Here is a 13,585-nt window from a genome sequence, read left to right as displayed (position 1 = left end):
ATCACATTCGGAAATCTCGGTTTTTCTAAATATTTTATAACAATAAGATAACGGAGAAACCAAAATGCTTAAATCAAAACCATTGCCGAGCCAAGAACGCCTGAATGAAGTTTTCAAATACGATTCCGAAACCGGATATCTGATCCGCAAAGGGCAATCAGGTCATGCAGGCTGCATCAATAAACGAGGCTACTGGCAGGTCTATTGTGATGGGGTGCTCTATTACGCTCATCGTCTAATTTGGAAGATGCATTACGGCGACATCCCCAAAGGTATGACCATCGATCACATTTCGGGAGATCCGAGTGACAACCGCCTATCGAATATCCGACTGGCGAGAGTTGAAGAGAACAATCTGAATAGAAAAATTTATGCGAGTAACAAAAGCGGTTACGCTGGCATCTTTAAGTCAGGAAACAAATTCGTAGCCTCTATCGGTCGTGGAGGCGTCAATCACTATTTGGGGCGTTTTGATGATATCGAGACGGCGATTGCAGTCCGGGAAGCTGCAGCGATGAGACTTCATGGCGAATTTAGGAGGGTGCATTGAACATAAATAACGATGAGCTTGAATGTCAGGTCGAAAAGCATCCTGACATTGAGAGACTAAAGATTGAATCCGCAAGCGTGGATCGTCTGCTAGAGAATAACGAAAAACACATCTTGGAGAATAAGAATGAAAACGAATAGCAAAGGTATTTACACATTCCAGAACGGCATGAAGCTTGATTTGAACTTCAATGCTCTTGCGGAATACGAGTCCATGGTTGAGGGATCGAACGGACTCGAAGTTATGGCCCGCATGGCATCGGGCCAGCTTAATGTAACTGAATGGCGAACGCTGCTTTATTGCGGTCTCAAGGTGAATCAACCCGAAGTGACCCTAGAAGAAGCAGGGGAAATGTTGGCCATCTATTTCGAAGATCTGGTTGCTTCGATCAACAAGGATATCGATGAGGCTGCGGCAGAGGCGGGAAAGCCGAAGGCGGGGAGAAAGAAGGCGAAGTAACCCCGCCAACAATCGCTGATCTGTATGAGACCTATCTCATTTCCTATCCAAATACTCCCGATGCATTCTGGAATTTGAATCAGGTAACATTTTCGATCTTCATGAAGGCAGCAAGGAAGAAAGCAGAAACGCAATACGATAACGATATTCGAACTGCTTATTACACCGCCGTCCTAAGCCGTGTTGATAAGATGCCCAAACTCGAAACACTGCTCATCCGCCATAGGGAATTGAAGCCAAAGCTTTCACCTAAAGAGCGCAATAAGAAGTTGATCGCAGATATGAAGCGATATAACGATCATCTAATTAAGGCTGGAAACGTAATTGCAGAAGCCTCGGAGTAGATCCGGGGCTTTTTGTTTGGTCATACATAATGGAGTAATTTTTTCGCGAGGATTTCAATAATGTCTTTAGCATCAGTAGTCGGGGCTTTACGGGCGAACCTTTCACTCGATACAGCGGCTTTCGAGGCCGGTGGCCGCAAGGCTGTAAAAGGTGCGAAGAACCTTGAATCCTCGTTTACCAAAACTGCTGCGAAGATCGGCAAGGCCGCTGCGGCGATTGGAACGGCGATGGGTGCTGCCGTAACTACTGGCACGGTTTTGATGGCGAACAACGCCAAGGAAGTTGAACGTCAGGCCAATGCATTAGGTCTTTCTACTGAGGGATATCAAGCCCTTACTAGCGCTGCGAAACGATATGGTATCGAGGCAGACAAGGTGTCCGACATTCTGAAGGATGGCGCAGATCGACTCGGTGAATATCTCGCTACCGGTGGTGGTGAGATGAAGGACTTCATGGAAATGGTTGCGAAGCCGCAGGGAGTTTCCGCAAAGGATATACTCAGGCTGCCGCCCGAGCAACGTCTGATCGAGATCCAAAGCTTAATGGAGGGAATGAACCTTCCTCTAGAAACTCAGGTTTTCTTGTGGGAGAGTCTATCCGACGAGGCTTCGAAGCTCGCTCCTCTTCTGGCAAATAACGGTGCCGAATTCAAACGGATCAAAGCAGAACTGCTTTCGACCGGTCAAATTCTATCCGATCAAGTTATCAAAAACCTATCGACCTTCTCGGCAAACCTGTCGGGTATCGGAGGGATTGTCTCGGGATGGGGCAACATCTTCGTGTCCGGGTTCGCTGGCCCGCTGGCCGAAGTCTCCACTCGTCTTCAGGTCTTCCTAGCTCAGGCAGACGGTATCCGCACGGTCTTTGCCACGATGGGGCAGGCAGTTGGATCCAGCCTCATGGTTCTGGCAGACAACATCGGTCGGATTGCCACTTACGCCGCTACAGGAGCCGTTGGGCTGGCCGCCTACGGGGCTGCGACACTTGCCGCCAGTGTCTACACCCTTGGCCTTGCCGGGGCTCTGACGCTCATGCGGGCAGCATTGGTGCGGACTGGATGGGGAGCCCTAGCCGTCGTCATCGGCGAAATCGTTTATCAGACGCTCAACCTTGTGGACTCCGTTGGCGGGGTATCTAATGCCATGCAACTTGCCGGAACAATTTGGACCGGAGTCGAAAACACGATCAAGACAGGTCTGAGCGCCATTGGTTCGATGTTCGAGGGCGTCGGCAAAGTGATCTATGGCGCGTTTGCCTATGCCTTCGGTCAAGCGGAAGCTGCATTCGCCAAGCTGATGATGAAAATCGGGCAGGGCATCAACATAGCAATCGATGGCATAAACGCTATCAAACCCGGTGATAAAATTCCGAAAATCAACATTGGCGTCGAAATGTCCGGTGATGCTAAGGCATTAATTGCCGGGGCAAAGGCCACAATGTCAGAAGGAATGTCCGCTGTTACGAATGGCGCATCTTCGTTGGTCGATTCCGGTCAAGGATTTGCCGATGCAATGGCTAAAGCCCGGTCGGACTACGACGCTATGCAGGCCAAGACTAAAGCCGAACGTGATGCAAACGGTTCAAATCCGAACGTTCCGAAACTGCCTGATCTGAATACGAAAGGAATTGGCGATATCTCGGGCGGGGATGCTGCCGGTGGTGGTTCTGCGAAGCTTTCGAAATACCAAGAGACCATCAGGACTCTTAATGGCGATATCGAGCAACTGAAAAATACTATGGGCCAGACCGCTCTAGCCGAGCAAATTTGGAATGCCCAACGTCAGGCCGGGGTAACTGCATCGTCTCTACAGGGGCAGAAGATTGCCGGTTTGGTGACTGAGCTAGAACGGTTGAAAACTCAAGATGCTGCAATCGATAGGTTCAAGGGACAATTGGGAGACATGTTCTCCAGCATCGTCACTGGATCGGAGAGCGCAAGATCGGCCCTAAGCAACTTCTTCGCTTCTCTGGCAAGTAACCTCGCTAACGGGGCATTCACGTCATTCCTCGGCAGTCTTGGCGGTGGCGGTGGCTTCTGGGGAAGTGTTGCCGGGATCCTTGGAGGAGGAGCAATAGGAGCCAATGCGAATGGCACGAGTGGCTGGAGAGGCGGACTCTCATGGGTTGGAGAAAGAGGCCCTGAGCTTGTGTCCATGCCGCGTGGGGCACAGGTTCTCAGCAACCGTGAGTCCATGAACATGATGGGCGGGGCTGCTCAACGTGTTCACCTCGACCTGAGCATGAGTCCAGATCTTGAAGCTCGCATTCTAGATAAGTCTGCTCAAACCTCAGTCAAAATCACACAACAGGGCTTGAATCAGTATTCGAAAACGCAGCCCCAAAGAAACGCAATTATCAGCAAAGACCCGCGTAAGAGGTAAAAAATGACTGTTTATAACCTTCAAAACTTTCAATACAAACTCAAGATTCGAGACTACGCATTTAGCTTGTCCGAAAACTTAATTTCCAGCCAGTCCTATTCGGGTGCGATGACTGTCAATCAACTCGGCCCTCGTATCTGGATGGGATCGATTACTTGCTCTCCGACGAGTATCGAAGTTGCCCGCGAAATAGAAACTGCAATTCGTTCTATTCAGACTGCCGGAAACTATTTCGCATTCTGCCCTCCGAAATACGAATATCCGCAAGCTGATCCTACTGGTTCTAAATTAGGAAGTGCGACCGTAACGATTACTTCGCCAGTTGCCGGATACACCGTGAACCTTGCTGGTTTGCCTGCGGACTACAAGATCACGACAGGCGATTATTTCAGTGTGATCCAAAACGGCGTTTCTGTGATCTATCAATTTGCGGAAACTAAAACGGCAGCATTCAACGGAACGATATCAATCAAGATGTTGAACCCATTTCGTGCCAATTTCGTGCCAGCGAATGGTGCATCGGCATACCTCACTTATCCATGGGCGACATGCCGATACATTCCCGGATCGATGAAGACAGGCACGATTGGGCTAGATAGTGCGAGTGGCTATCAATTCGATTTCCAACAAGTATTTTCAACACAGTAAGGTGATCCATGCAATTGAATTCGACGTTACAGGCCGCATTATCCCGGACGACTATCCAGCCATATTGGTTTTTGTGGATTTCCGCGAAGAATAGGGAAACGGGAGCAATCGAGGAATCGGGGATTTGGAATGGTATTGGTCCGACGACCATTTCTGTTGCTGGTCAAACTCGAACTTATGCAGGAGCGGGCGGGCTGTTGAGTATCGATGATCTGGTTTACTCAAGCGGAACCAATATCCAGACGCAGAACGTTGCTCTGAGCATTCTAGATCCGAAAGTGGTGGAGGCTATTCGGGTGTATGACTGCACCTTCGCTCCTATTCAAATTCACCTTGGGCTAATTGACCCCGAGACCGAAGGCTTTCTAGGTGTCACCCCGGCATTTGAAGGCTTCATTGACTCAATCGATATCTCCACAGACACGAGTGAATCGACTGCAAGCCTTACTCTTGCATCTTCATTGAGAAATGGATCTAGACCGCTGTATTCTCGTCAGTCGGATGCCGATCAACGCAAACGTGATCCGAACGACAAAGGACGTCTGTATTCATCGGTTGCCGGAAACCAAACTGTATTCTGGGGTCGCAAAAAGAAAGGCGATAAGGAGGTTAATTCTTTTGCTGGCATCCTTATGGGGACCGTCTTGGATCACTTTAAGAAAAAGGTTCAGCCGCAGCCATAAGAAATAGACAATCTAAATACCTCGAATCTTCTTTGTTCGAGGTATTTTCATGTCAAGACTATCCGATTATAAAAGCCGACTGTTTGCGGTAATTCGAGATTACGAATTCGCAGAATTCCAATACGGCATTACAGACTGCGCCATGTTCGGTGGCGAATGTGTCGAAGCCATTACCGGGATAAATCCCGTTATTGAATGGAAGGGGCGTTATACAACGTCACTCGGCGGTCTTCGTGTTGCGAAGAAGAACGGTTACGAAAATCAAGCTGACTGGTTTGTAAAGAACGGATCGGAAATCCCGGTTGCCATGGCGCAATTTGGGGATTTGGCCTTGCTTGAAGGCGATGCTGCCGAGACCGGATGGACTGTAGGTTTAGTCGGCGGAAGCTTCATCCTCGCCATGAGTGAGAAAGGGCTAATTAGAGTCCCCTTGTTCAATGCGACTAAAGTATTTCGTTTCGGGGAGGATCAATAATGTCCTTCTCAATTATCAAAGCCGCTGCTCTATGCACTACTTCAATCACTCCGATTGACTCATTCACTTCAGATGTCCGCGAAGCTCATGCAGATCCGGTTACGGGTGCCATTGTCGCTATTACGGGATGGAGTGCCGCTACAGCCGCATTCATCGTGCAGGTCGGACTCTCTGTTGCGTTTTCGACCCTGAGCCGATTGCTTGCCCCAAAACCGACATTCGAGAGCGGGGGCATTCAAACAGACGTCACGCTTTCTGGTTCAAAGACGCCCCAAAAGATCATTCTTGGCTATTACGCTACTAACGGTTGTTTGGCCGTCGCTCCGCTTTCGCGGCATGGCTCCAATCGTAAGAAGCTGAATTACTGGTTGAACTACGTCACGGTGATTTCGGATCTCCCGATCAATGAACTTCTAGGCGTGATCGTTGATGGCAAAGAGCAAACGATCATCGATGACGGGAATAACGAGTTTGGACGTAAGGTCTCGGGCGATCTGGACGGGACAGCTAGATTCCGTTGGTATCTCGGAAACCAGACTGCCGCAGACGATTATCTGTTAGAGTCCTATGGCGAGCATCCTCAATTTCCTTGGACAACTCAACATATCCTTAAGGGCTGTGCTTATGTAATTTCTAGCTTCTATTACGATGATGAGCGTTACAGTCAGCTTCCTTCAACTCGTTTCATTGTAAAAGGTGCAAGTCTCTATGATCCGCGTAAAGACTCCTCAGTAGGGGGATCAGGTCCGCAGCGGTGGAATGACCGCTCGACTTGGACGTTTACGGCAAACCCAATCGTCATGGTCTACAACCTCATTCGAGGTATCACGATGCCGGACGGCCTTGTTTATGGGGTTCGGGCTCCCGCCGAAAAACTCCCATTGTCGTCTTGGTTCGCAGCGATGAACGTTTGCGACGAGAACGGGACGCAGCCGAATTCCACCGACTGGAAAGCAGACCGTAAACGTTATCAAGCTGGTATCGAGATCAGCCTCGATACAGAACCATTGGAAGTTATCGAAGAGTTGTTGAAAGCAGCCGGGGCCGAAATGGCGGAAGCTGGTGGGTATTTCTATGTCCGCGCCGGGGCTCCGGCTGCACCAGTTGCTCATATCACCGATGACGTGATCATTGTCTCCGATCCGATCTCGGAACGGCCATTCCAAGGGCTGAATGAGAGCTACAACACAGTTCGGGCAACCTATCCCGATCCGAAAGCCGTATGGGAATCGACTGAAGCCGAACCATTTAGTAAGCCGGAATGGGTGACTGCGGACCAAGGGCTTGAACTTGTGGCAGATATCAAACTGTCGGCAGTCCCGTTCCCGAGACAGGTTCGCAGATTGATGCGGGAAGCTGCGGCAGACCATCGTCGCAGACGTGTTCATACTCTTACACTGCCTCCAAGCTACCTCGGATTGAAGCCGTTGGACTCGATTTCATGGACTTCGCCTTCCAGATTCTATGATGCGAAGGTATTTGAAATCCAGCAAATTCGCATAAACCCGATGACGCTGAATGTTCAAATCGATATCAAAGAGCGGAATCCTGCGGATTACGACATTGACGCCGCTAACGACTCCATTGCGCCTTATTACCCGCCACCGCCCCCGGTTCCCCAAGAGGAAATCGGAATGGATGGATTGGCAGTTGCGGGAGTTGTCGTCAAAGACGCTGCCGGTAATGACCGGATGCCGGGGATTAAAGTCTCGTGGGATCTCGCAGACGACGGGACGTCTTATGACGCTGTGAATTACCAAGTTCGGCTCAAATCATCGGGGGCAGTTGTCGTCACTGGCACGACTCAAGCCACTGATGTTGGATCGGTTATTATTACTGAGTCACTTCTTCCGAATGAAATCTATCAGGTTCGAGCAAAGGTGCATGAGCCGGAATCGGGTGTCCGTTGGAGATATTCAAATTGGATTGATGTGACTACCCCGAATGTGCGGATTTCGCCAATTGATCTTGACGACACTATCTTCGATCAAATGAAGGAAACGGCAATTCGTCATGGTGTTAAACCCGTGACGACTCTTCCGGCTACCGGTCAACTCGATCAACTAGTTATGCAGGTTCCGACTGGCAAGCTTTACCGCTGGAACGGTTCTGCATGGGTATCTGAGCTTGTTGCTGCTCCGACTCCGGGCAGTGTCGATATTGCTTCTTTCGCATTGGGGATTGAGCCAATCACTCCATGGGCTGGTGCTGCACTTCCAACAACTAAGAAGACATCGCTGATTTTCTGGAAAGGTGAAACCTATAGATGGTCTAATGGTGCATACGTCAAGAACGTCAATGCTACGGATGTGATTGGCGAATTGGTTGCAGCACAAATCGCTGCCGGGGCAATCGGAACTAGGGAACTTGCCAGCCAATCGGTTGTTGCGTCGAAAGTTGCCATTAGCGACTTCTCGAACCTTGTTCCTGATGCAGACTTCTCGGAGTTTTTCAGCGGAGGGGCAACTTGGGTTGGAGGTGGCGGGCTTGGCCCGTTCCAAGCTTTCAGCGTGGCCGGTAATGCTGTCTGGGCAAGCCCTTATATTCTGCGGTTGAGCGTTAACGGGACAGGAGACACGAACTATTCTGGTGTTCAATCTTCTACCTTCGCCGTTACAGGCGGCACCGATTATCACGTTTCGGCTCTGCTCCAAACGCAAGGCTCAGGCGGTGCCAACGTTATCCTTCGTTTGGCGTTCTATAATAACGCTGGTGCTTTGCTCGGGCAAAGAAACGTTTATGCCGATACTGCTAACCTTGGTGTTGATCGAAAAACGGCTAACGTAACTGCTCATGCCAATGCGGCTTTCGCTCGGGTTCAGATGTATATCCGCAATGACTCCGTGGCTTCCTATGTCCAAATGGGTTCATTGGCCGTCCGTAAAGCAGCAGGAGGCGAATTGATCGTTGATGGAAGTGTTAAGGGGAATCACATTTCTTCTAACACGCTGACATCGAACCATCACACTACTGGTTCACTTCTGGCCGAGCATATCAATACCTCTAGCTTCAATGCCGCTGGATTGGCTGTCTTTAATAACGTGCTGCAATCTAATAACTTCGTTGCAAACACTTCGGGATGGCGCATTCAGCAAAATGGAAATGCTGAATTCAACAGTCTGAAAGTCCGTTCGGACATGATCGTGTCTGGTGCCGTATCGAAGACTTATTATCAGCAATTCCAGACATTCACGAAAGACGACACTTCGGTTTGGGAAGGTGTCATTCCTCTTGGATCTGGATTGAATTTCGCGGCGGCTGAAGATGACGGAGGAGCATTGCTTAACCCGATCAGAACTGAATTCTATTGTTCTCTTGGGCGTCGTTCATCGGTTTCGAGTTGCAGAATTGCAGTCACCTTGTGGGCTTCAACTGCGGCAAACCCGAATGCTTGGATTAACTTGTATGGGACGAACTCCGAATTCAATAGCATTTACTTGGCTTCGAAAGAATTGGAGGGTGGTGAGGCGCTGGCGGTGAATGGCCTTCTCATTGGAGGTGTATACTCAAGCATCTTATTCGAGCGCATTGCTAACCTGAAAGTTCGAGTTGTGATGGATACCGGTAAGGGTGTTGTTTACCGTCCGAAGGTGATTGTCAGTCAGATTAGCAGATAAAGATAAAGAGGGGATCGTTAATTCGGTCCCCTTTACTTTTTGCCGCCTAACAATCGAATGATGAAGTCGCGAATGGCATCTTTATCTTTTGACAGTTTCGTGAATCCATTCGCGATATTGTGAAATGTCATAGACAGGATGAGCGCCATAAATCCATGCAAATCAGGAGGCAATCCGAAATAGGCTGATATTGGCGAATACAGAACCAATGCCGATAAAAACGCCAATGTGAAGTGAATCAGGTAATCGAACATCCGACCAATTCGGGTTCCCCGTTTCGACTTGAATTCCTTAGTCGAATAAAGAGCCCCAATAAAGGCGGCTGTAAATACGAATAGCGGAATTCCAAATAATAAAGCTTCCATGTTTTGCAATCCGCCTTGCCTAAATTAAATGTATTTAGGCTGGCAATCGACTTGATAGTTTCGCGGGACTCGTATGTAGGTAGATCGGGGCAGGGGCTTGAGGCCCGATCTCGGCAAGTGCTGCCCTAAGTCACTGAAACGACAAGGGTAAAATACCCTTCACATTCTTCGACCAGATGGGCCCGGCGGAGTTCCTGACCGGGCGGGGGATCGATGTGCGGCCGCATCCGCATATCGGCCTCGGCACCGTGACCTATCTCCTGCGCGGGCGGCTCCACCACCGCGACGGCCTCGGCACCGACCAGTGGATCGAGCCGGGCGCGGTGAACTGGATGCTCGCGGGCCACGGAATCACCCATTCCGAGCGCACGGATGCGCCGGAGGGGCCGGGCAGCCTGTTCGGGCTGCAGACATGGCTCGCGCTGCCGAAGGACCGCGAGGACGATGCCGCGGCCTTCGTGCATCAGGGCGCCGACCGGCTGCCCGAGCTCGAGGGCGAGGGCAAGCGCGTCCGGCTGATCCTCGGGCAGGCCTGGGGCGAACGGGCGCCGGTCGATCTGCCGGTCGAGGCGGTCTATGCCGACGCCATTCTCGCCCCCGGGGCGCGGCTGCCGATGCCCGAGGGGCACGAGGATCTGGGAGCCTATGTCATCGACGGCTCGGTGAGCGTGGGCGGGCAGAGCTTCGAGGCGGGGCGGATGCTGGTCATGCGCCCGGTCGACCGGCTGGCGCTGACGGCGGGCTCTCAGGGCGCGCGCCTGATGGTGCTGGGCGGCGCCGTGGCCGACGGGCCGCGCTGGATCTGGTGGAATTTCGTGGCCTCCTCGAAGGAGCGGATCGAGGCCGCGCGCGAAGCCTGGCGGGCGGGGGACTGGGCGCACGGGCGCTTCCGCCTGCCACCGAACGACAGTGCCGAGTTCATTCCGGCCCCGGAGAAATGACTTTCACATTTTTCGGCGCGGGGGCGCTTGACGGCGCCCGTGAGGCTGCGTAATACGCCCCCACGTTCGGCGGCGACCGGACGGCGCACGCGGTTGTAGCTCAGTCGGTTAGAGTACCGGCCTGTCACGCCGGGGGTCGCGGGTTCGAGCCCCGTCAACCGCGCCACCGTCCGCCGCCGCCCGAACGTGAGGAAGAAGAGCGCGGTTGTAGCTCAGTTGGTTAGAGTACCGGCCTGTCACGCCGGGGGTCGCGGGTTCGAGCCCCGTCAACCGCGCCACTTCTTTCAGGATTGCGAAAAGGCCGGGCTTCTGCCCGGCCTTTTGCTTTTGGCGGGCAGGCCGGCCGGGTGATGCAGGGCGGGGCGGGCCGGGCGGGGCGCGGTGGAGCCCGCGGGGGGCCGTCTGCCCCCCGCACCCCCCGAGGATATTTTTCCAGAGTGAGACGGGGGCGGGGCTTCTGCCGCTGGCGGCGGGTCAGAGGGTGAGGCGGTAGCGGACGTGCCCGTCGGCGCGGGTGAAGCGGTCGTAGAGGGCGCGCGCCGTCCGGTTCCCCTCGTCCGTGTGCCAGTAGAGGCGGCCCCAGCCCGCAGCGCGTCCGAGTGCGATCAGATCCTCGATCAGGGCCCGGCCAAGACCCAGGCCGCGCGCGGAAGGCTCGAGATAGAGATCCTCGAGATAGACGTCGGGGCGGAGGTTCCAGGTCGACAGATGGGTGTGATGGAGCGCAAAGCCCCGTACGCGCCCCTCGGTCAGCACGAGGCGGCCCGTGAGCGGCGATGCGGGCTCGAGGAGGCGGGCCCAGGTGGCGTCGGTCACCTCGGGGGCGAGATCCACGCGATAGAAGCTCAGATAGTCCGCCCAGAGGGCGCGGAAGGCGGCCTCGTCGGCCGCCTCCACGCTGCGGATCAGGCGGGTCATTCCGTCACGCGGGCGAGGAAGCGCGCCCAGGAGCGGATGCCCTTGTGGAAGCTCTCGACGTCGTATTTCTCGTTCGGCGAATGGATCTGATCGTCGTCCTTCGCAAAGCCCACGAGCATCGCATCCATGCCGAGAAGCGTCTGGAAGTGGCCCGCGATCGGGATCGAGCCGCCGCAGCCCACATAGGCGGCGGGCCGGCCCCATTCCTCGGTCAGCGCGGCGCGCGCCTGCTCGAAGGCGGGCGCGGAGGTGCGCATGTGCGAGGCCTTGGAATTGCCGTGGCCGTGGAACTCGACCGTGCAGTCCGGGGGCAGATGCGCGCGGACATGGGCGCGGAAGGCCTCGCGGATCGCATGCGGATCCTGCTCGCCCACGAGGCGGAAGCTGACCTTGGCATGGGCCTCGGCGGGCAGCACCGTCTTGAAGCCCGCCCCGGTATAGCCGCCCCAGATGCCGTTGATCTCGCAGGTGGGGCGCGACCAGATCATCTCGAGGGGTGTGCGATCCTCTTCGCCTGCGGGCTGCGAGAGGCCCACGTCGCCGAGGAAGCGCGCGTGATCGAAGGCGAGCCCCTGCCACTGGGCGCGGATCGCCTCGGGCAATTCGCTCACGCCGTCGTAGAAGCCGGGCAGGGTGACGCGGCCGGTCTCGTCGTGAAGGGCCGCGAGCGCGCGGGTCAGCACGCGGATCGGGTTGATCGCGACCCCGCCATACATGCCGGAATGCAGGTCCTTCGAGGGGCCGCGCACCACCAGCTCCTCGCCCAGCAGGCCGCGCAGCATGGTCACGATGGCGGGCGTGCGCGATTCGAAGAGGCCGGTGTCGCAGATCAGCGCCACATCCGCGGTCAGCTCTTCGGCATTCTCCTTCATGAAGGGCACGAGCGAGGGCGAGCCCGATTCCTCCTCGCCCTCGAGGAAGATCGTGAGGCGGCAGGGCAGCGTGCCGTGCTCGGCCTTCCAGGCGCGGCAGGCCTCGAGGAAGGTCATGAGCTGGCCCTTGTCGTCGGAGGCGCCGCGGCCGCGGATCACCTTGCCGCGCGGCGTCTCCTCGATCGCCGGCTCGAAGGGCGGACGGTCCCAGAGCGAGAGCGGATCGACGGGCTGCACGTCGTAATGGCCGTAGAACAGCAGGTGCGGCCCTTGACCCGGGGCATGAGCCACCACCATCGGATGGCCGGGGGTGGGGCGCTTCGAGACCTCGAAGCCCAGCGACGCGAGATCGGCCACCAGCCAGTCGGCGGCGGCCTCGCATTCGGCGGCATGGGCGGGATCGGTCGAGATCGAGGGGATGCGCAACAGCGCCATCAGCCGGTCCAGAGCCTCGGGCAGGCCGGTGTCGATCCGGGTGAGCACGGCGTCGAGCGTCATCGTCTGGTCCTTCCACGTCCAATGTGTCCGCCGCAGCACGGCGGGCGGAGCGGTGCCCTTCGCCGGACTCGGCTCCTGCGCGTCCCGGTATGGGCCGCGGCTAAGGGCGAAGTCAATTTGGAGGATGGCCGTGGGGCAGGGCGGGGGGCGTTCACAAGACGGGGAGGCTCTGTGCAGGAGGGGCGCGGTGGGCTAAGAGGGCCGCGACAGGGTGCAGGTGGAGAGGATCATGCGTCTGGCAATGGTGGCAGCCCTCGGGATCTTGACGGCGGGGGCTGCGCTCGCCCAGCCGGTGACGGGCCGCGAGGCGAAGAAGATGCTCTTTCCCCCCGCGAAGGCCGAGGTGGAGATCCTGCCGGTCGCCTTCCTCTCCGAGAACGACCGCGCGCTCCTGCGCATGGTGGTGAGCGAGCAGCCCTATTACGGGGCCATCGCCGTCTCGCCCGATGAGGGGCTGGCCTCGGAGGCGACCATCGCGGCCGCGAACCATCACACGACCGAGGCCGCGGCGCGCGCCGCGCTCGCGGTCTGCGAGGAGAAGCGCAAGGGCAGGGCGCCGTGCGCGATCGTGGGATTCGTGCGCCCCAAGGGCTGGAAGAGCCGCCCGCTCAGCCTATCGTCCGATGCAACCGAGGGATTCCGGGCCGACTATGGCGCCCGCGGCCCGAGGGCGCTGGCGGTCTCGCCGGCCACCGGGCGCTGGGGCATCGGGACCGGAGCGGGGGCGGGAGAGAAGGCGCTTGCTGCCTGCGCGAAGGCCGGAGGCGCCGGGGATTGCGTGCTGGCGGTGGCCGATTGACGCAGGGACCAATGAACGGGTTTCAAATTGGCCG

11 protein-coding genes, 2 tRNA genes and 1 pseudogene are annotated in these 13,585 nt (G+C 55.5%); 11 read left to right on the top strand and 3 right to left on the bottom strand.

The window, feature by feature from the left end; translation table 11 throughout:
* Positions 1–64: 64 nt before the first annotated feature.
* From RSP_RS08125 to RSP_RS08095, 7 genes are all read left to right on the top strand, one after another.
* Positions 65–550 (top strand): HNH endonuclease, encoded by a 486-nt coding sequence (locus RSP_RS08125; RefSeq protein WP_011337905.1) that lies wholly within the window; start codon positions 65–67, stop codon positions 548–550.
* Positions 551–676: 126 nt separating this feature from the next.
* Positions 677–1,009 (top strand): hypothetical protein, encoded by a 333-nt coding sequence (locus RSP_RS08120; RefSeq protein WP_023003646.1) that lies wholly within the window; start codon positions 677–679, stop codon positions 1,007–1,009.
* 404 nt (positions 1,010–1,413) lie between these two features.
* The gene (locus RSP_RS08115; protein ID WP_023003642.1) at positions 1,414–3,735 is read left to right on the top strand and encodes a hypothetical protein; all 2,322 of its coding nucleotides are present in this window, start codon (positions 1,414–1,416) and stop codon (positions 3,733–3,735) included.
* 3 nt (positions 3,736–3,738) lie between these two features.
* Complete coding sequence (locus tag RSP_RS08110) at positions 3,739–4,383, top strand: hypothetical protein (protein WP_011337903.1); 645 nt, start codon at positions 3,739–3,741, stop codon at positions 4,381–4,383.
* 8 nt (positions 4,384–4,391) lie between these two features.
* Complete coding sequence (locus RSP_RS08105; protein WP_023003640.1) at positions 4,392–5,066, top strand: hypothetical protein; 675 nt, start codon at positions 4,392–4,394, stop codon at positions 5,064–5,066.
* Between the two features lie 49 nt (positions 5,067–5,115).
* On the top strand, positions 5,116–5,541 hold the full coding sequence (locus RSP_RS08100) for a DUF6950 family protein (RefSeq protein WP_023003639.1): 426 nt from the start codon (positions 5,116–5,118) through the stop codon (positions 5,539–5,541).
* Positions 5,541–9,158 (top strand): phage tail protein, encoded by a 3,618-nt coding sequence (locus RSP_RS08095; RefSeq protein ID WP_023003637.1) that lies wholly within the window; start codon positions 5,541–5,543, stop codon positions 9,156–9,158. The genes RSP_RS08100 and RSP_RS08095 overlap by 1 nt, the downstream gene beginning before the upstream one ends.
* Positions 9,159–9,190: 32 nt before the next feature.
* Here RSP_RS08095 and RSP_RS08090 read toward each other — a convergent pair whose 3' ends face one another.
* On the bottom strand, positions 9,191–9,523 hold the full coding sequence (locus RSP_RS08090; protein WP_023003635.1) for a hypothetical protein: 333 nt from the start codon (positions 9,521–9,523) through the stop codon (positions 9,191–9,193).
* A 155-nt stretch (positions 9,524–9,678) separates the two neighbouring features.
* On the opposite strand from RSP_RS08090, the pseudogene RSP_RS08085 reads away from it, so the two are divergent.
* From RSP_RS08085 to RSP_RS08075, 3 genes and pseudogenes are all read left to right on the top strand, one after another.
* A pseudogene (locus tag RSP_RS08085) lies at positions 9,679–10,464 on the top strand (pirin family protein); the annotation flags it as partial.
* Between the two features lie 89 nt (positions 10,465–10,553).
* Positions 10,554–10,630 (top strand) — tRNA-Asp (locus RSP_RS08080).
* Between the two features lie 35 nt (positions 10,631–10,665).
* Positions 10,666–10,742, top strand: a tRNA-Asp gene (locus RSP_RS08075).
* 196 nt (positions 10,743–10,938) lie between these two features.
* Here the strand turns inward: RSP_RS08075 and RSP_RS08070 are convergent.
* Both RSP_RS08070 and RSP_RS08065 read right to left on the bottom strand, forming a co-directional pair.
* On the bottom strand, positions 10,939–11,382 hold the full coding sequence (locus RSP_RS08070; protein ID WP_011337897.1) for a GNAT family N-acetyltransferase: 444 nt from the start codon (positions 11,380–11,382) through the stop codon (positions 10,939–10,941).
* On the bottom strand, positions 11,379–12,752 hold the full coding sequence (locus RSP_RS08065; protein ID WP_017140228.1) for a M20/M25/M40 family metallo-hydrolase: 1,374 nt from the start codon (positions 12,750–12,752) through the stop codon (positions 11,379–11,381). The genes RSP_RS08070 and RSP_RS08065 overlap by 4 nt, the downstream gene beginning before the upstream one ends.
* Positions 12,753–12,981: 229 nt before the next feature.
* Here RSP_RS08065 and RSP_RS08060 point away from each other — a divergent pair, with 229 nt between their 5' ends.
* On the top strand, positions 12,982–13,551 hold the full coding sequence (locus tag RSP_RS08060; RefSeq protein WP_011337895.1) for a hypothetical protein: 570 nt from the start codon (positions 12,982–12,984) through the stop codon (positions 13,549–13,551).
* Positions 13,552–13,585: the final 34 nt, after the last annotated feature.

Origin of the sequence: Cereibacter sphaeroides 2.4.1 (genome assembly GCF_000012905.2) — a bacterium.
Taxonomy (GTDB): Bacteria; Pseudomonadota; Alphaproteobacteria; order Rhodobacterales; family Rhodobacteraceae; genus Cereibacter_A; species Cereibacter_A sphaeroides.
Note: the sequence above shows the minus strand (reverse complement) of the source record. Positions and strands in the feature narration are given on the sequence as shown.

Bases quoted from the DNA above. Each gene is read 5' to 3' on its own strand.
- RSP_RS08060 (WP_011337895.1), top strand. From the start codon at position 12,982: ATGCGTCTGGCAATGGTGGCAGCCCTCGGGATCTTGACGGCGGGGGCT.
- RSP_RS08125 (WP_011337905.1), top strand. From the start codon at position 65: ATGCTTAAATCAAAACCATTGCCGAGCCAAGAACGCCTGAATGAAGTT.
- RSP_RS08120 (WP_023003646.1), top strand. From the start codon at position 677: ATGAAAACGAATAGCAAAGGTATTTACACATTCCAGAACGGCATGAAG.
- RSP_RS08090 (WP_023003635.1), bottom strand. From the start codon at position 9,523: ATGGAAGCTTTATTATTTGGAATTCCGCTATTCGTATTTACAGCCGCC.
- RSP_RS08065 (WP_017140228.1), bottom strand. From the start codon at position 12,752: ATGACGCTCGACGCCGTGCTCACCCGGATCGACACCGGCCTGCCCGAG.
- RSP_RS08110 (WP_011337903.1), top strand. From the start codon at position 3,739: ATGACTGTTTATAACCTTCAAAACTTTCAATACAAACTCAAGATTCGA.
- RSP_RS08115 (WP_023003642.1), top strand. From the start codon at position 1,414: ATGTCTTTAGCATCAGTAGTCGGGGCTTTACGGGCGAACCTTTCACTC.
- RSP_RS08105 (WP_023003640.1), top strand. From the start codon at position 4,392: ATGCAATTGAATTCGACGTTACAGGCCGCATTATCCCGGACGACTATC.
- RSP_RS08100 (WP_023003639.1), top strand. From the start codon at position 5,116: ATGTCAAGACTATCCGATTATAAAAGCCGACTGTTTGCGGTAATTCGA.
- RSP_RS08070 (WP_011337897.1), bottom strand. From the start codon at position 11,382: ATGACCCGCCTGATCCGCAGCGTGGAGGCGGCCGACGAGGCCGCCTTC.
- RSP_RS08095 (WP_023003637.1), top strand. From the start codon at position 5,541: ATGTCCTTCTCAATTATCAAAGCCGCTGCTCTATGCACTACTTCAATC.